This window comes from Microcoleus sp. Pol12B5, from assembly GCF_036701335.1.
Taxonomy (GTDB): domain Bacteria; phylum Cyanobacteriota; class Cyanobacteriia; order Cyanobacteriales; family Microcoleaceae; genus Microcoleus.
In genome coordinates this window covers 1-18,079 of record NZ_JAUBQQ010000014.1, presented here as the reverse complement: position 1 = coordinate 18,079, position 18,079 = coordinate 1, and the positions used below count along the sequence as shown (strand labels likewise).

The following is an 18,079-nucleotide window of genomic DNA, read 5'->3' as shown; positions in this document are numbered from 1 at the left end:
GAGCTTAACTCGATTTCCCCCCTCTTGACAAACGCTTTGTTTTCTGAAGCTTTTCTCTAACACACCATTTGTCTCGACTCAATTTCTAGCAAGCGCAGCAGTGTTTCATCGCCCTTGGCCTTGGCTGCTTCCTTTCTACGATCGAGAATATTGCAAATATTGGCTTGGTGGACTTGCGCCACTTCCACAACTGTTGGGTAATAATCCACCCTCGCTGAGGCGCTAGCTGCTGCGACATCGCCAGCTTGAGCATCTCGCTTTTTGGTATAGTTTGGGCCGCCGTATTTTCTGGGGTTGGGAATGTGTCTCGGATACCGATAGTTCCAGTTTTGCCCCCGGTATTTGCCCGCGACTTCGCCTTCCACCATATCAACTGTCGGAATGTCGTACTCGTAGTTTGAACCGCGATAAGTCAGTTTCATATTTTTTGATCCTTATATTTATGGAGATAAAAAGGGCAGTCAGGTCAGGGTTGGTTTTCTTTGCTAAAACTTTTTTAGTTTCTGTATTCAATTATACTGTTTTTTGAGATAAATCGGTTTTATTTACAATAATTAATATTTTGAGGGGGTGACGGCAACAAAAAACCCGCCGCAGCGGGTTTAATCGAGTTTTTGGCTAATTTGAGCAGCACCCGGAGCGAGACTGCTTCGGTTCCCAAGAACTAGCCGACTGTCACCTGATCGGTTTGCACGTTTGTGGCACCTTCTTCAGCAGAGGCGATCGCCACCAACTTGTCGAGAATTGCCTGACTAGGAACTTGACCTTTGAGAACAACGGTGCTGCTGAGCTGAGCTACATAAACAGTCTCGATATCAGCAACTTCTGCATCGGCGTCAAAAGCTAAAGCAACCCGCTTCGCTAAGCCGCTTTCGTCAAAATTTCCGTCTGGGCCGACTTTAGCAGGAGCGATGGATTGTGCTTGTGCTGCTTGCTGTACTACTTGTGCCATCGGTTCAGCCTGGGGTGCAGGCTTTTCGAGTCCGAACAGTCTTTTAAACCAACCCATAGTAGTTGAGTCTCCTGAAAATACACTTTTTACACAATAGCTCTAGAAGTCCAAAAGACTTGTAATTGTTGCAAAACTCAGTGAAATTTCTCACAATGTTTTCCGGCAGACTTTCACAATCTCAAATCTCCTCTGATATCCAGATGTTGATTTTGCTATTTTATGTATAGGACGCTACGCCTTGGATTGCAGCCCAGTAGTCGAAATAGTTCCCACTTTTACCTTGAAAAAACTTCACAGCGCCCCGGAATACATTCCCGGTTTGTTGAACTACCGGGGACATCTCGTGCGGGTAATCGAACTGTGTTCACTGATACAGGGGACGCTAAACCCGCGCTTAATGGGGGTAGCCCTGGATATACGCTGTCAATCTAATTCTTAACTTTTTAGATAATATTGTTCTGCTTCCGACCAATTGAGTTTAAGCAACGAATCATCTCCCCATGTCAGTTTGAGACTGGGCTTAAAGGCTGTCACCCCTAAAGCGCTAATAATTTGCGCTGCGACAGCTTTCGCCAATAGCGGTGGTACAGAATTTCCGACTTGGCGAAAACCGTGCCATTTGGTGACGTGAAATCTAAACCAGTCAGGATAGGAATGCAGTCGCGCAGCTTCTCTGACTGTAATGCACCGAGGGGCGATCGGGTGAATCGGTCTCGGCGAAGTATAAGCCCCCCTCGCCCTGTCGGTTCCGGCCCTGAGTGTGTTGCAAACTCCGTCAGGGTGAAGCTTGTAAAAACGGCTGATCGGCTCTTTTTCGCCGTGTTTGGCCGCCTGAAACCTTTCTATACATTCCTGAGAATGTTTAGTTCGCAAACTACCAGAGAGGATTTGTCGATCGTATTCGCGATCGTAGGAATAATCATCATCCAAACCCTCAATTCCGCGCATTATACTCCCATAAGTGCTGCACTTTCCATACTCCGCCATCACCCAATCTCGATGCAGCAACTCGCTGTACTTTTCCACTTCCGGCAAATCTCCAATCGCATCCCAAACTGTCGGGACAGTAGGTAAATTAATTTTTTTATAGCGTTTAGGAATTTTAATTTTTGGCAGTATCGTAGTTTGCTGAGGGTATTTTGGTAGCTCATAACCTTCTTTGCACCCAATCAAAAACAATCGTTTGCGAGCTTGCGGCACTCCATAGTTAACAGCGTTGAGAACTTGATAATTTTCTTCTACTTTATAGCCACGTTTCATAAAAGAGCTAATTAAAACATTCAGGAGTTCTTTGTGTTCTCCTGATGCAATTCCCGGCACATTTTCCATTACAAAAAACTTGGGTTTTAGCTCCAAAACTAAACGCTGAAAGTGAAAAATTAAAGAATTTCGTGGGTCGTCCACATCACGCTTGCCCATCATGGAGAATCCTTGACAGGGCGAACCGCTGATTACTACGTCTATCTCGCGCCGCCCGATCGCCGATTTTTTCCGAATTTCTGAGCCCGTAAGCGCTGTGACATCTTTGCACAGAATAGAACACAGCGGGAAATTAAACTCGTGTGTGGCGCAGTGAATAGGGTCAATTTCGACTGAGGCAAGTACATCAAATCCTGCTTGTTCAAAGCCCAGGGTCATGCCACCCGCGCCTGCAAATAAATCAACAGCGATCGGTCGCTTTTTCCGATTGCTTGGCATAACATTTCAATAAAAAAGTTACTTTAATAGAAATTAAGGAAATCAACCGCGTTTTTGGTAATAAATCGTGGGTTTGTCTACGAGCCAGCCACAAAGGAACCAGGTTTATACATAACCTTTCAATACCAAAATTGCTTTAAGAAGCTGTATTTAATTTGACATTTTTCATTATTTCCGCAGCAGCCCGATCGCACACACCCACATCTCCGAGATTTTCGCGCATTTCCCGATAACCCGCCAAAGTTTGCTGGCGTCGATCAGCATTTTGCAGCAATTCCAGTGCATGGTTCACTATATTTTCCGCAGTCGCCTCGTCTTGCAGCAACTCCGGGACGATCGGCTTCATTTGCACCAAATTGGGCGGAGACATAAAAGGAATCGAAAATTTCAGGACGTGGCGAGCAATAATCGCCGTAATCGGACTGACGCGGTAGGCGACAACTTGCGGAACGTCGAGCAAAGCTAGCTCCAGATTAACAGTACCAGATTTAGCGATCGCCAGATCGGCAGCAGCCAAGATTTCCAGAGTTTGATTTTCTAACAAAGTAGCCCGCAAACCGTAATTCTCGATCGCCTGTTCAATTTTGCTGCGGAAAGCTTTGTTAGCAAGCGGAATCCAAAAATGAACTTCCGGCAATTTAGCTTGAATAATTTGAGCTGCCTCAAATATAACCGGCATCAGGTACTTGAGTTCTTGGTGTCTGGAAGCGGGAATTAGGGCGATCGACACCTGTTCCGGCAAAATTCCCAAAGTTTTGCGGGCAACTTCCCGGCTGGGCGCAGATTGCATTCTATCCACCAAAGGATGACCGACCCAACTCACTTGGGCTCCTTTTTTTTGATAATAACTAGCTTCCTCTGGGAAAATTGCCAAAAGTTGGTCGCAAATACTGACAATCAGATCAGTATTGCGAGGAGAAATCGACCAAACCCATTCTTGAGGTGCGATGTACCAAACCACGGGCAAATCAGGCAAACAGCGACGGATATAGCTGCCAATACCGAGATTAGGAGTCAAATAATCAATCAATACAACAGCATCCGGGCGGAAGTTTTTGAGATATTGTTTAGCTTTTTGCTGAACTTTGATTGTGGGCCAAATGTACGGCACTGATTCTATAAGGCCCATAGAACCAATGCCCAAAGTATCGCCTAAAATAGTAGCACCCGCTTCCGCCATACGAGGGCCGCCCAATCCGGTTATTTCTAACTCCAAACCAGCGGCGACAGCGTAGCGTTTTAAGGCTGCAACTAACAAAGCTCCTTGCAAATCGCCCGAAACCTCACCAGTGCTGATAAAAATTTTCATATTTTGAATTTATACAGGTGAGATGTTTGCTAATAACTCGGTAACAGCATCATATTGATCGGGCATATTAGCACAGCGTAGCAGTAATTCTAAGTCCAGATCGGGAATGAATGTACTCCGGGCCATCTCCTGATAATTTTCACCTGTTAAGTAATAGATAGATAACTGACTATTTTGCCAAAACCAGACTTCCCGAACGCCCAATCTTTTGTAGAACTCTAGAGTATTTATCCCACCACTGGTAATTACCACTTCAATAGCAATATCTGGGACTATTTTTTGCGTTCCTACATCATAGGAATCATCCGGCTCTTTTCTACCGCCTAATTCTCTGTTACCCAGAGTCGGGGCGCCCTTGCCGTAAAATCGAATCCCATTTGCTCTCATATATGCCTCTAGCAGCATACAGAGAGTTTTCTTGATGATTTCGTGTTCGGGCGAGACAGTCATAATTTGCAGTAGTCGATCGAGATAGAAAAATTTCACACCTCTGAAATCTTTAAAAGCTGCTTCTATCGCTTCAAATTGCTCCCAACTAACATCTGAGAACCTGATGCAGCCATCTGGTTCTGTTTCAGGGGATGTAGATTTGACTGAAGTATATACATTCATAGGGCAACAGTCGCTTAGTTCATAGGTTTATTCTACCTGATTCACTTTTTGCCAGGAATCAAACCGCGCCGCCCTTTGGTTATAGACTGCTGCACAAATCTCTGCAGGTGCTGCAGGTGGGGGTTTTCTGGTAACAAATTCAACTGTTCCAAAGCTTGATTCAGAGTGTAGCCAGAATGGTAGAGAATACGAAAAGTTTTCTTCAAAACTAGCAAATCTTCTGGGGTAAAACCGGCGCGTTCGAGGCCTATTTTGTTGATTGCTCGCACTCTCGAAGGATTTCCCTCGACTAGCATATAAGGAGGTACATCTCGATCGATCCTGCTCAAGCCGCCCACCATAGACAAGCGGCCGATTTGGACAAACTGGTGAACCCCCAAAACACCGCTCAAGCGGGCTTGAGACTCGATTTTAACGTGTCCGGCTAAGGCTACAGCATTGGCGATAATTACTCGATCGGCGATCGCGCAATTGTGTCCCACATGAACATAAGCCATCAATAGATTATGATTGCCAATAGTCGTGCTTTCTCCGGCTCCAGTAGCGCGGTTAATTGTCACGTATTCCCGAATGAGATTGTTGTCGCCAATTTTCACCCTAGTCAGAGAACCCTCGTATTTCAAATCTTGAGGTTCCAAACCAATCGCCGCACCGGGGAAAATTTGATTGCGAGCGCCTATTTCTGTTAGCCCGTCGATAATTGCATGAGCGCCAATCTTAGTCTCCGGCCCGATTTTCACTCTTTCCCCAATTACAGCATAAGCTCCCACTTCTACAGTCGGGTGAAGTTCAGCGCGGGGATGAATCACAGCAGTTGGGTGAATCAAAGTAAGCATTTTTCAGTTGTCAGTTGTCAGTTGGCTGTTGTCCGTTGTCTGTTGACTGTTGGCTGTTGTCTGTTGGCTGTTCTTAGTTATAAATTACCAATTACCCGTTACCAATTCCCCAATTTAATCTACCATCGAAAACGTCAATTCCCCTTCACAAACTTTTTGTCCGTCTACTTCAGCCAGAGCCTGCATTTTTGCAAAGCGGCGGCGTTTTACCCACAGCAATTCTACAGTCATCAGCAACTGATCGCCCGGTACAACCTGACGACGGAACTTGACTTGATCAATTCCGGTAAACATCCACAATCCTTGCTTGATGTCAGGCAACTGAGCCAGAACAATACCGCCAACTTGAGCCATCGCTTCGACAATTAATACTCCAGGCATAATCGGCCGTCCGGGGAAATGCCCTTGAAAATGCGGTTCGTTAAAAGTCACATTTTTAATTCCTACAGCCTTCTCGGACGGCACGTAATCAACAATCTTGTCAACCAGTGCAAAAGGATAGCGATGAGGCAATAATTTCTGAACTTCTTCGAGAGTAAAAGTAGATTTAACCGCTGGAGAATCTTCACCGTTTTTGGTGGAGACGGATTCAGAATTAGCAGTATTGAGGGTGTTAACTTCAGTCAGCGTAGACATTTCTTGAAGAATTTTGAGTGTGGTATTGCAGAAGGCAGAAGTCAGAAGGAAGATGCAATCTTAACAGAATATCACCTTGTTTTTTCCTAACTTTTATCTAGGGTAGCTAGAGCTTCCGATTTCAGGGCTTGGGCGAGTTGGACGTGCAGGTTGTGACTGGCTTTGTAAGCCAAGTAGTGAGCTTTTGGCCAAGTTCCGAGCAGACTGAGGTCGCCTACTAAGTCTAGGATTTTATGGCGCACTGGTTCGTTGGCAAATCTCAAAGGCGGGTTGAGCCAGCCGGATCGATCGCAAACTAGGGCGTTCTCTAGGGTACCACCTTTGATCAAACCTGCTTGTCGCAATTGGTCAACTTGGCGAGCAAGTCCAAAAGTGCGGGCTGGGGCGATCGCGCTAGCAAAACTTTCTGCTTCTGGCGACCAACTGTACCATTGATTGCCGATCGCCTGTTCCTCAAAATCAATTCCGTAACTAAACCGAGTTTCCGCTGACGGTAAAGCCGCTGCAAAAGCATCCCCGTGACGCACCCAAATTGGCTGTTCTAGGACGAAGGAAGAAGTGGGGTCTTGCTTCGATTCTTGAGGAACTAAGCCGGTATGGGCGATCGCCTCTACCCAAACCAGAGCCGAACCGTCCAGCAGCGGCACTTCCGGCCCATCTACCTCTATTCGAGCATTATCCGCTCCCATCCCCGCCAAAGCCGCTAATAAATGCTCTACAGTGCGAATTTGAGCATCGATATCTGCCAGTTCAGTTGAAAGTGCAGTCTGGCAAACCGCCTCAATTTTTGCAGGAATTCTCGGAGCACCAGGCAAGTCAATTCTGACAAAATAGCGGCCTTCCCCAACCTCCGCAGGCAAAACTCGGACGCGAGTTTGTTCGCCGCTGTGCAAACCGATTCCCGACAGTTCAAATTCAGATTTTATGGTGTGAATAGTCATTTGGAAAAAGGAAAAAGGAAGAAGGAAGTTAACCGTAGTTAACTCCTTAACCACATCCTAAGATGTGCTTAATGCCCTCGACTACAGCCACCACCGCTGCGATATCTAAAATTGCCTGGAAGGGCAATATTATCGACTCGAAGCTAGCTCCAATTGCAAGACCTGCTAGAACCTTTGCTGCTACGATTGAAATAGCTGGCAAGTTAGCTGTAGCAGCAAAGGCTAAAAGTCCCCCTATTAGAGCAATAATTGCGATTAACTCCGGCTGTCCGACAGTACGACAAGAGCTACTTTCTGCTATTTGAGTAAGTTGCAATAACAGCATCGGAAAAAATGGAGTCATATTGGGCTGGTGGTAAGGTTCTCTACGATTGTAACAGCCGCAACAGCGTCACAGTAGTTAACCCGTAGGGTGCGCCGGGCCGCGCACCTTAGACATGATTCGTAGGGTGCGCCGAGGCGCAGCTTACTAATTAGCAATTAGCAATTAGCAATTACTCCTAACTAATAACTAATGACTGCTGACTAATGACTCTTCGTTAATTAGAATCGCTCACCAATCCCAAAGTGAATTTGATTGTCGCCCGTGTCGTTGATACCGTAATCGATCCGGATCGGCCCTAAAGGAGATTGAATCCGCACGCCGAGGCCGTAACCGTAACCGCTACCGGGCTTTTCGCGGATACCTGCCGGGTCGCCTGGGACATCTTTGCCCGTACCCAAGTCAGTGCCAGCATCCAAAAATAGCGCTCCGCCGAGAAACGAAATAATCGGGAAACGGTACTCAACGCTGGCTTCTAGGAAGCTGCGGCCGGCTCCCATGTCGCCTTCGTCGTATCCGCGCACCGAGTTGGCGCCGCCCAAGGCAAAGGCTTCGTAGGGAGGCAAATCTCCGAATACGGTGCCACCTCTAAAACTGAATGCGAGGGTTTGAGGGCCGGGGGTAAAGTTAGTGTACTTGACTGGTAGGTACAAGCTGTAGCTGGCCCGCAGGCGGTTTAACAGGATGCTGCCGGAACCTACAGGAATCGATTGTTCCATGCCAAATCTGAGCAGGGAACCGCTAGTGGGGCGGAGGGGGTCGTTGCGCCGATCGCGCACAACACCTGCTTGCAAAGTTGTCAAGTCATCCGAGCCCGAATCGCTAAAACTCAACAGGTTGCCAAGTTCGTCCTCGGACTCGCGCCTGCCTTTGCGATCGGTAATTGAGACTCGCTGGTACTGCAAGCCGACTGAAGCTGTCCACTCAGAATCGGCAAAAGGATTGCGCGACAGGGGACGGGTGAAATTGATACCGGCCCCGGTGCGATTGATGCGGGGTCGATCGTCGTTGGGCAATCTAACTTCCCGTTCGCCGCCGTCAAAAATCACGCTGATCGATCGTCTTCTAAACGCATTAATCGTATAAGAAGTCCGGTAAGGATCGCCCGCAATCCAGGGATCTGTAAAACTCAGGTCAAACAGATTTTGGCGTTCCCCGATTTGCACCTCCGCGCCCAACTTTTGGTTCCTACCTCTGAAGTTTTGCTGCTGGTAACTCAGCGTACCGAACAAGCCCGTCGCGGAACTCAAACCCGCACCCGCCGCCAGAGAACCGGTATTTTTCTCAATGACGTTGACAATTACCCTTGCCTTGCGGGGGTCAGTCGTTCCCGGTTCCAAGGCAAGTCGCACGTCTTCAAAAATTCCCAAACCAAACACCCGTCTCAAATCCCTTTCCGCCTTGGTACGGTTAAAGATGTCTCCGGGCTTGAGTTCTACTTCGCGGGTGATGACAAACTGACGGGTATTGCCTCCGATGGGCTGACCCGTGGGATCTGTTGCCTCTCCCTCCTTGTTCAGGAAGCGGACATCAACGGATTCGATCTGGCCTTCTGCCACTACCAGGGTGACAGTGCCGTCGTCTGCTACTTGCGGGGCATCAGTAATTTGGCCCAAAACATAGCCATTGTCTTGATACCACGCATTAATTTTTTTCACTCCCTCTTCAAAGCGGCGGAGGTTGAGAATTTTGCCGTATTGATCGCGGAAGCTTTCGTCAATTACGCTTTGGGGCAGCACTTGCTGACCGGTGATTGTCACTCCCCGCAGCACCGGATTTGGCTGCACAATAAAAGTCACCCGGACCCCCAACGGGGTGTCTTCCGGTACTGCCCGCACGTTTCTGAAAAAGCCTGTGGCAAAAATGGCGTTGATGTCTTGTTGCAGTTGGCTGCGGTTGGTCGTGCGTCCTGGTTGGGTGCTGATGACTCGGTAAATTTCGGTTTCCAAGTCTTCCGTCGCCCCGGTGACTGTCACTTCTGCAACTAGCACTTGCGGTTCTGCCGCCCCGGCGGGTGCGGGGGCTTGTCTCGGCTGCGGTGCTGGGCCAGGGGGCAATGAGGGAACGGTGTTAGCGGGTAGTCCCGTCGGGGCCGGTCTGGGGGTAACTTGGGCATTTTGAGCGATCGCCCCGGATTCATCTGGTTTCCCTAGCTCTGCTGCGATCCAGGCGGGCATTACCGCCGCTTCCGATGGGGGGAGCGAGCTTTCCTGTTGCGCCTCTGGCAGGGCGTTTTGGCTGCTAGAGGCGGGGGAAGGGTTGGATGCTAGCTCGGGTTTGAGTTCAAGGATCGGAGGCGAAACCGGGGAGGGCGGGTCTGTGACTTGGTTTGGGGGTTCCCGGTCGTTCCCTCCTCTGGCAGGGGCCTCCGCTATTTTTAGGGCTTCCCCTTTGCTGGTTTTAGCGGCTTTGCGGTTTTGAGGAGGGTTTGGGGTTAATTCTGGAAGGGGGCGATCGGGTAATTCGATCGACGGGGCTGGCCGGGCGGCAGCCAAAGCTTCCTCTGCTGATTCAGAGTAGGATGTTTGGCCGGAAGCAGAATTTGATAACCCGAATGTTGCTGAGGCAGTAAAAACTGCCACCAATACAGCAGATAAACGCATTTTTGTTCACTTTTTTGGGCAATCCACACACCACATTAGTCATTATTCATTAGTCATTAGTCATTAGTTATATAAGTCGGTGGAATTTCGCGCTGACCGCTAATTGATGACTGTTGACCGCTGATTGCTGACATCGAAAGCAGAAGGGTGACAAACTGTGCAATTCTAGCGCATTACCAAGGCCTCTAGACTTTCTGAGCGAGAACCCGTTGGAGAACTTGCTGGTAAGCGGTTTCCACCGATCCCAAGTCCCGCCGGAATCGGTCTTTGTCCATAACACGGGCGTCGGGGTCGGTTTCTGCGTTGTCCCAGAGGCGGCAGGTGTCGGGACTGATTTCGTCTGCGAGAATCAGATTTTGATGTTGGTCGATACCGAATTCTAGTTTGAAGTCTACCAGGGTGATGCCACACTGGCTGAAAAATTCTTTGAGTATTTCGTTAATTTCGCGGGCGGCGATTTCTAGTTGGTCTACTTGTTCGGGGGTGGCTAGCTGCATTAGCAGCAGCCTGTCGCGAGTCAGTAGCGGATCTCCCAAATCGTCGTTTTTGTAATAAAACTCGACCAGTGGCGGATTGACTATTGTGCCTAGGGCGAGGCCGGTTTGCTTGCACAGACTGCCGGCGGCAATGTTTCTGACTACGACTTCCAATGGCAAGATTTGGACGCGACAGACTCGCATTTCGTTGGGGGCCGGCGTGTCGATGAAGTGGGTGGGAATGCCTTTGGCTTCTAGCATCCGAAACAGGTGGGCGGATACGGCGCAGTTGATTTCGCCTTTGCCGACGATGCTGCCGCGTTTCTGGGCGTTAAAGGCTGTGGCGTCGTCTTTGAAGTGGGTCAGCAAAATTTCGCTGTCTTCGGTGGAGTAGAGGATTTTGGCTTTGCCTTCGTAGAGTTTGCGATCGGCTGACATGGCGATTGATAATAAGGTAGATGAGTTTTAGATTTTACCGTAGCTCGATCGGGTGTTATTGGCGAGTTTTTGGATCTCCGCTGCACCGCTCATGCTCTGACCAAGAATTTCTTGATGCTACAAGCTCCCGGATTTATCCGTGGAATCAATCCCAAATCTCAAATCTCAAATCCTCAAGCCCCCGCATTTATCCGTCGGGTCAATCCAAAATCTCAAATCTCAAATCTAAAATCGAATGACGGGCAAGTACGCCTGCAGGTAGATACTGTCATCGACCCCGGCATAAATGATTCTTCACAAAGGACAATAGATATTAAACCTCCTGGGTTCGCGATCCGTGCTGACAAAACCTCGCAAACGAGACGGGCGCTTAAAAAAACATCTAGAAAATGGCTGATTTATGCAAGACAAAAAAATTCATATTCTCTTGGTAGAAGATGATGAGGTTGATGTGATGAACGTCCGACGAGCTTTCAAAAAAAATAACATCGTCAACCCCCTCTACATTGCTGCCAATGGATTAGAAGCTCTAGCTATATTACGTGGAGAAGGAAAAATAGATCCTCCCATGCCTAAAGCGCGCCGGTTGATTTTGCTGGACTTGAATATGCCGAGAATGAGCGGGATCGAGTTTTTGCAAGAATTGCGACTAGATGAATGTTTGAGGTCGATTCCGGTAATCGTCCTCACAACTTCTAATGAAGATAGAGATAAAGTAAAAGCTTATAATTTGAATGTAGCGGGCTATATTCTTAAACCTGTTACTTTTTCTAACTTTGTGGAAGTGATGGCTACCCTAAACAAATACTGGATGCTGAGTGAAATTCCCTAAAATAGGGAAATTTGAATATTTTTTTTTCAATGGGAATTTATGATTTTTCAGCGATGCAGTTGTTTGAATTCCTTTTTCTCGACAGCAGCTTTTTCGGAGTAATCCACAATTCGGTTTTTATGGACAAAATTCTCACGATTCTGATAGTTGATGACGATGCAGTAGATCGAATGGCGATCAAACGCTCGCTCAAGTCCGCTGGTGTTTCGGCAGAAGTTACTGAGGCAGAAGACTGCGCGGATGCCCTGGTCCAACTCTCGGTCAGCAAAAATTCTACGCAGGCTACCACGAAACTCTCCCAACAAAATAAATCTCAACCTTTAAGCGAGCTTGAGGAGACAGAACAGGGGCTGCTATTAAATCAAATATTTGAGTGCAAATTTGACTGCGTATTCCTCGACTACGGATTGCCGGACGGAGACGGACTGAGTTTGGTAAAACATCTACGAGAAGCTGGACTGAAAGTTCCCTTAATTGTACTCACAGGTCAAGGCGACGAACAAATTGCTGTGGAATTGATGAAGGCAGGAGCTTCAGATTATATCGCTAAAAATAAGCTTTCTCCCGATAGTTTATCCCGCAGCTTATCCAATGCAATGCGCGTTTACCGTGCCGAATATCAGGCGTTTCATACCAGTCAAAAGCTCAAGGAAAGTGAAGAACGATACAGGTTAGTTTTAGAGGGAGTAAACGACGGAATTTGGGATTGGGATTTAAGTAAAAATGAGGTTTATTGGAACGATCGCCTTTTGGAAATTATCGGTTTGTCGCGCAAGCAATTTGGCAGGACTATGGAAGCTCTATATAACCGCCTGCACCCGGATGACAAGGAGGGAATTGTCGCGGCGATCGCCGCTCACTTGGAACAAGAAATAGACTACAATGTAGAATTTAGGCTGCTGCACTCGAACGGTGTTTACCGCTACTGCACTTCTCAGGGAAAAGCTCAGCGCAATTCTCAAGGAAAACCGCTGCGAATGGCCGGCATGATTAGCGATATTACTGAGCGGAAACAGGCGGAAGATGCTCTGGAAAGGGAACGGCAGCAACTGAGACAAATTATTACTTGCGTGCCTGTAGCAATGGCGATGTTAGATACACAAATGCGCTATATGGCTACCTCTAAAAAATGGGTTAGTCAATTTAATTTGGGCTTGCCGTCCCTAAATAATCTCAGCCATTACGAATTGTTTCCAGATACGCCGAATCGCTGGAAAGTAATGTACCAAGAAGTGCTCCAAGGCAAGGTAGTTTCTGTGAGCGAAGATGCTTGGGAACGAGCAGACGGCTCTGTTATCTACCTGCGCTGGGCCGCTCACCCTTGGTACAATCCAGACGGTAAAGTAGGGGGAATTGTGATGGTTGCCGACAAGATTAATGAGTTGGTGGAAGCGCGGGAAACTGCCTTAGAAGCTAGCCGGGTGAAGTCGCAATTCTTGGCGAACATGAGTCACGAAATTCGCACTCCTATGAATGGGGTTTTGGCAATGGCTCAATTGCTGCTGCGCGCTCCTCTGGAACAGAAACAGCGGGACTGTGCTCAGACGATTTACCGCAGTGCTGAACATTTGCTAAATGTTATTAACGATATTCTCGATTTCTCTAAGATTGAAGCGGGAGAAATGCGGCTGGAAAAGGCTAATTTTGATTTGGATAGTTGCGTTGACTCTGTGATAGAAATTATAGCGCATTTGGCAGAAGAGAAAGGTATTGAATTGAATATTTTAGTTGACAGCTCAGTGCCGAGAAAGTTGGTGGGTGACTCGGGCAGATTGAAGCAAGTTTTGCTGAATTTGACGGGTAATGCCATAAAGTTTACGGATCGCGGTCAAGTTTTAGTTCACGTAACGGTGAAACAAGGCAACCGACTGGCAGAGGGTAGACAAGGGGCAAGATTGCTATTTTCCGTCCGAGATACTGGCATTGGAATTTCGGCAGAAGGGCAAACAAAGTTGTTCCAATCTTTTTCTCAGGTAGACGATTCTCCTACTAGGCCTTACGGCGGGACGGGTTTAGGTTTGGCTATTTGTAAGCAGTTAGTGGAGATGATGGGAGGGGAGATTGGAGTTCGCAGTTTGCTAGGCAGCGGTGCTACTTTTTGGTTTACTGTACCTTTGGAAAAACAGTTGCCGGTTGAGCCTCACGATCCCGAACTTGCGGGCAAGAAGTTATTAGTAATCTCTGGAAGCGCTTTGAGGAGGGCAGCGGTGCGATCGCTCGCTCAAAGTTGGGGTGCGCGCTGCGACGAGGCAGAAACTGCTGCTGAGGCTTGGAGTTGGTTGAAAAATACCCAGGGCGGGATTTCTCAGAATTCGGGAGAGGGGCGAAAAAGCTGGGATGTGGTGCTGGTGGACTTGCAAATGCCGGAGTTCGATGCGGAGGAATTTGCTAGGAAAGTGCGATCGACCTCGACAGTTGGCTCGTTAATCGCCATGACTGCTTTGCGGGAACAGCCGAAGGCTGAATCGCTTTGCAGTCGAGGTTTTAACGGATATTTGATCGAGCCGGTGCGACCAAGCCGCCTGCTTGAGGCTTTGCAGGCGCCGGTGAAGGGAACGGGAGATTTTGGGAGAGTGGAGGCTGCTAATACTTACAAGTTGCCACCAGTTAATTCTCAATATGTTACTCCCAATTCGCTGTCATCGCTAAGGATTTTGGTGGCGGAAGACCACCCAATCAATCAACAAGTTCTTGTGGAACAGTTGGCAGTTTTAGGCTATCAAGCTGACTGCGTGGTTAACGGTCAAGAAGCGCTGGATTTGCTGGCAAAAAAAAGCTATGATTTAGTGCTGATGGACTGTCAAATGCCGATACTTGATGGTTATAAAACGGCGCAAAAGTTGAGGCAAATTGAAGGAAGAGATCGGCATACTTTTGTGATGGCTTTAACGGCTCATGCTATGCCGGGGGAACGAGAAAAGTGTCTGGCAGCAGGGATGGATGATTATCTCAGTAAACCTGTAGATTTAGATGCTTTGGCGGCGGCTCTGAAAAAGTATGAAGCCCTAAATGTTCAGGGTGACAATAAGTATGGAGTTAAAAGTATAAATTCGGCAAATAAATCTCAATTAGCAACAAATTATACAGAAGTTATGGAAAAAGCGCAGGTTGTGGCTCTGCCGACACCAAGGGCGATCGCACCTCAAACTTGGGAACATATAGACTACGACGGACTGTTCGACAAGAGCAGATTGGAGCAACTCGGACGAGTTAATATTAAATTGCCAGAGCGACTTTTGCAAGCTTTTGTGGCAGGCGCGCAAGCTGATGTAGCTGCTGCCAAAATAGCCGTAGAAGCTAAAGATTGGCAAGCTGTGGAATATCAAGCCCACCGTCTCAAAGGAACTTCTGCTAATGTGGGAGTTGCTCTGATGTCGGATTTGGCCGCACAATTGGAGCATCAAGCGCGAAGCTTTCAATCTGAATCACCAGATGTAGAATTGTTAAATATTGAGAGGGTTGAGAACATATTAGTAAGTTTGTTGAGTCATTTAGCCAGGGTTCAAAAATTTGTGGAAACACGAATGTTTGGTTAATATATTACTCGATTATAGTTGCTCGTAGTCGGCAATTAAAATCGCCATTACAAAAACGAAGTTTCTCTCTAAGAGACTAAGAAATAGAGCGGTAAGATACGGAGTGTGAATCCTAAAAAGAAAAAATCTAGGAAAATCTTCTTTCTTTCTTCACTCCGTGTTATCTGCGTTCTCTGCAGTTAATTAAAAATAATAATTAATTTAGCTATGAATTACGATCCTAGTACAAACACTATTTTAAATAGCAATTCATTAAAAAATGATGAAAAAATGCTAACGCCTTTGAGGGTTTTTACTCGGGAAGTTTTATTGTATGAAAATGAGGCTATCTCTGAGCAAGATTCTGTAAATGTTGTGCCGTACCTGCAAGATGAAAACAATAATTTATGTGTTGACAATCTCCTAGCAAAAGTGGCTCGCTGCTGTCGCGAAAGCAAGGTGGGAAAAAAATTACCGACGGCTTTTTACGTTCACGTTTCGGCTTTGCAGACACTCCACCCTGTCCTCGGTATCTACGAAAATTGTGCCAGACACACTCTCGAAAATACTGATGAAGCAACTTTAGTGAAATTTTTGCTCCATCAACCTAAAATATCTTATCTTTTTTATCCTGATTTCGATACAGATGCTCATCCTGCTTTGCAAACCAGCATCCAAATTAATCTAGCAACAGGGGAAGTTAAATATTTCGATTACAGCAACAGCGAAAATCCTCCTGTTTTGCACCGTAAGGAAACTTTTGTAGCTGCAGATTATCCCAATTACGAAAAGTTTGCAAGGCTGACTCGCTGCGAGGAAAAGTGGGGGCTGCTTGACAACACTAGCGTGATCGGCACTCGCGAGGGTTGGCTCAAATATTTGGGATATTGCGGTGTAGACATCCAAGATCATACTGTTGTCGAGCGTTTGAAACAGGAGAATAGTGAGCTATCAATTCCTAAGATCGAGCGACACAAAGCTGCAATGGTACGCAACTCGCTTTCTAAACCTCTGCGTCTGGTTTTAGAAGCTGATTTAGTGAGGGACGGGGCGACTTTTTTTGATTACGGTTGCGGTTACGGTGGGGATGTTAAATATATTGCACAAGAGGGTTATGCTATTTCTGGTTGGGACCCATACTATCAGCCGGATACTCCGCGAATTTGTGCTGATATTGTGAATATTGGTTATGTGATTAATGTGATTGAATCTTTGGCGGAACGCCGAGAAGCGTTGCTGAATGCTTGGGAATTAACTAAGAATTTATTAGTTGTGGCGGCTCAGGTTTTGATTGATGATAGCGATCGAGGTCAAATTGCTTATGGGGATGGGGTGATTACTTCTCGGAATACTTTTCAGAAGTATTACGAACAAGAAGAGTTGAAGGTTTATATTGACCAAGTTTTGAATGTTGATGCGATTCCCGTGGCTTTGGGGATTTATTTTGTGTTTCGGGATGCTGCGGAGGGTGAAGGTTTTCGCGCTTCTCGGTTTCGATCGCACTTATCGACTCCCAGGGTGCGATCGCAAGTTAAGCATTTTGAAGATTATGCGGAAATGTTGGCTCCTTTGATGGCTTTTGTGAGCGATCGAGGCCGGCTTCCGGTTAAAGGCGAACTAGCGGAAGAATCGGCGATTAAGGGGGAATTTCACAGTTTTAATCGCGCTTGGAGGGTGATTTTGCAAGCAACGGATGCGGATGATTGGGAGAGAATCGCCGACAAGCGCCGCCAGGATTTGCTAGTATATCTCGCTCTCAATGGTTTGGGAGAGCGGCCTTCAATGCGCCGACTCCCGGCTCAAATCCGCAACGACATCAAAGGTTTGTTTGACAATTATCAAAAAGCTTGCACTTTGGCAGATTTAATGTTATACAGTTTGGGCAAACCTGATATTGTTGCCGATTGCTGTGAAGATAGTGCGATCGGCTACAAACAGCCCGGTACTCTTTCAGTTCACGTCTCTGCATTAGAAGAACTCGACCCTTTGCTGCGGCTCTACGAAGGCTGCGCCAACCGCACAATTGGCAGACTTGACGGCGCTACAATCATCAAATTTCACGCTCGCAAACCTCAGATTTCCTATTTATTTTATCCAGATTTTGACACTAACCCGCATCCAGCCCTCCACACGGCTATGCACATACATTTGCGCGATCTTTCTGTCAGCTATCAAGACTATTCTGATGTCTACAATCCGCGAATTTTAGTTAGGAAAGAAGCTTTTGTTACTGCTAGTTATCCGCATTACGAAAAGTTTGCGAAACTCAGCCGCCAAGAAGAAAAGTTAGGGATTCTCGATCGTGGCGCAGTTAAAAAGCATCGGGAATGGGTGAAGTGTTTGGAGGAAAATTGCGTTAAAATTAAGGGTCATAAGTTGTTTTGGCGATCGAACGCTGATCCAGAAAAGTTGAAAATCCTGCAAAAAGCTGCGTCGGAACGTCACCAGAAAAAGATTGAGTTTAATGCAGGAAACATTGAACAAACCGCAGAGGGCACAGAGGGTGCAGAGGATGGAAAGGTTAGTGGCGAACATAGTTGAAATTTGGTGGTAAGGTGTTTACAATTGAGGCTGTAGCGTTCCTAGCGGTTGACATGGAAGAATACTTGAAAGTGAGTGAAGTTATTGATTGGCAGCATCCTCAAATTAGGGAAGGTGCTAAACAAATCGCATCGGGATATGAGACACCAACGGCGATAGCTAAGGCTTGCTTTGAGTGGGTACGAGATGAAATTCGTCACAGTTATGACTATCAAATGAGTCCTGTGACCTGTAGAGCTTCAGATCTACTTCAGCACAAAACAGGGTATTGCTATGCGAAAAGTCACTTGTTAAGTAGCTAGACAAAATTAATTACATAGTTTTCTCCAAATTCTTTCAGGATTTTTTCCACAGAGGTAACAAAAGTA

At 46.9% G+C, this 18,079-nt stretch carries 16 protein-coding genes; 5 read left to right on the top strand and 11 right to left on the bottom strand.

Annotated features, from left to right (window positions below; translation table 11 throughout):
- Window positions 1-56: 56 nt before the first annotated feature.
- Both QUA24_RS09795 and QUA24_RS09790 read right to left on the bottom strand, forming a co-directional pair.
- Window positions 57-422, bottom strand: a complete 366-nt coding sequence (locus QUA24_RS09795; protein ID WP_333229199.1) for a DUF4278 domain-containing protein — start codon at window positions 420-422, stop codon at window positions 57-59.
- 242 nt (window positions 423-664) lie between these two features.
- Window positions 665-1,009, bottom strand: coding sequence for a BON domain-containing protein (locus tag QUA24_RS09790; protein WP_333209786.1), 345 nt, complete (start codon window positions 1,007-1,009; stop codon window positions 665-667).
- Window positions 1,010-1,190: 181 nt separating this feature from the next.
- Here QUA24_RS09790 and QUA24_RS09785 point away from each other — a divergent pair, with 181 nt between their 5' ends.
- Window positions 1,191-1,391, top strand: coding sequence for a chemotaxis protein CheW (locus QUA24_RS09785; protein ID WP_333209784.1), 201 nt, complete (start codon window positions 1,191-1,193; stop codon window positions 1,389-1,391).
- Here the strand turns inward: QUA24_RS09785 and QUA24_RS09780 are convergent.
- The 9 genes from QUA24_RS09780 to purC form a co-directional block, all read right to left on the bottom strand.
- Window positions 1,388-2,650: a DNA cytosine methyltransferase gene (locus QUA24_RS09780; protein ID WP_333229197.1), complete on the bottom strand. Its 1,263-nt coding sequence runs from the start codon at window positions 2,648-2,650 to the stop codon at window positions 1,388-1,390. The two genes, QUA24_RS09785 and QUA24_RS09780, sit on opposite strands and share 4 nt — an antisense overlap.
- A gap of 136 nt (window positions 2,651-2,786) precedes the next feature.
- Window positions 2,787-3,959, bottom strand: coding sequence for a lipid-A-disaccharide synthase (gene lpxB, locus QUA24_RS09775; protein ID WP_333209781.1), 1,173 nt, complete (start codon window positions 3,957-3,959; stop codon window positions 2,787-2,789).
- Between the two features lie 9 nt (window positions 3,960-3,968).
- Window positions 3,969-4,571 (bottom strand): Uma2 family endonuclease, encoded by a 603-nt coding sequence (locus tag QUA24_RS09770; protein WP_333209780.1) that lies wholly within the window; start codon window positions 4,569-4,571, stop codon window positions 3,969-3,971.
- 41 nt (window positions 4,572-4,612) lie between these two features.
- The gene (gene lpxA / locus QUA24_RS09765) at window positions 4,613-5,407 is read right to left on the bottom strand and encodes an acyl-ACP--UDP-N-acetylglucosamine O-acyltransferase (protein WP_333229195.1); all 795 of its coding nucleotides are present in this window, start codon (window positions 5,405-5,407) and stop codon (window positions 4,613-4,615) included.
- 114 nt (window positions 5,408-5,521) lie between these two features.
- Window positions 5,522-6,043: a 3-hydroxyacyl-ACP dehydratase FabZ gene (fabZ, locus tag QUA24_RS09760; RefSeq protein WP_333163518.1), complete on the bottom strand. Its 522-nt coding sequence runs from the start codon at window positions 6,041-6,043 to the stop codon at window positions 5,522-5,524.
- A gap of 86 nt (window positions 6,044-6,129) precedes the next feature.
- On the bottom strand, window positions 6,130-6,984 hold the full coding sequence (gene lpxC, locus QUA24_RS09755) for a UDP-3-O-acyl-N-acetylglucosamine deacetylase (RefSeq protein ID WP_333229193.1): 855 nt from the start codon (window positions 6,982-6,984) through the stop codon (window positions 6,130-6,132).
- Window positions 6,985-7,030: 46 nt separating this feature from the next.
- On the bottom strand, window positions 7,031-7,327 hold the full coding sequence (locus tag QUA24_RS09750; RefSeq protein WP_333229191.1) for a hypothetical protein: 297 nt from the start codon (window positions 7,325-7,327) through the stop codon (window positions 7,031-7,033).
- Between the two features lie 200 nt (window positions 7,328-7,527).
- Window positions 7,528-9,909: a BamA/TamA family outer membrane protein gene (locus QUA24_RS09745; RefSeq protein WP_333229189.1), complete on the bottom strand. Its 2,382-nt coding sequence runs from the start codon at window positions 9,907-9,909 to the stop codon at window positions 7,528-7,530.
- Between the two features lie 185 nt (window positions 9,910-10,094).
- Window positions 10,095-10,823 (bottom strand): phosphoribosylaminoimidazolesuccinocarboxamide synthase, encoded by a 729-nt coding sequence (gene purC, locus QUA24_RS09740; RefSeq protein WP_333229187.1) that lies wholly within the window; start codon window positions 10,821-10,823, stop codon window positions 10,095-10,097.
- Between the two features lie 400 nt (window positions 10,824-11,223).
- Between purC and QUA24_RS09735 the strand changes: the two genes are divergently transcribed.
- From QUA24_RS09735 to QUA24_RS09720, 4 genes are all read left to right on the top strand, one after another.
- The gene (locus tag QUA24_RS09735; protein ID WP_015177949.1) at window positions 11,224-11,655 is read left to right on the top strand and encodes a response regulator; all 432 of its coding nucleotides are present in this window, start codon (window positions 11,224-11,226) and stop codon (window positions 11,653-11,655) included.
- 119 nt (window positions 11,656-11,774) lie between these two features.
- Entirely contained in the window at window positions 11,775-15,191 is a 3,417-nt protein-coding gene (locus QUA24_RS09730; protein WP_333229185.1) for a response regulator, read from the top strand.
- 207 nt (window positions 15,192-15,398) lie between these two features.
- On the top strand, window positions 15,399-17,711 hold the full coding sequence (locus QUA24_RS09725; protein WP_333229183.1) for a DNA phosphorothioation-associated putative methyltransferase: 2,313 nt from the start codon (window positions 15,399-15,401) through the stop codon (window positions 17,709-17,711).
- Window positions 17,712-17,764: 53 nt separating this feature from the next.
- Window positions 17,765-18,013 carry a transglutaminase family protein gene (locus QUA24_RS09720; protein WP_333229181.1) on the top strand — a complete coding sequence of 83 codons (249 nt, stop codon included), beginning with the start codon at window positions 17,765-17,767 and terminating at the stop codon, window positions 18,011-18,013.
- Window positions 18,014-18,079: the final 66 nt, after the last annotated feature.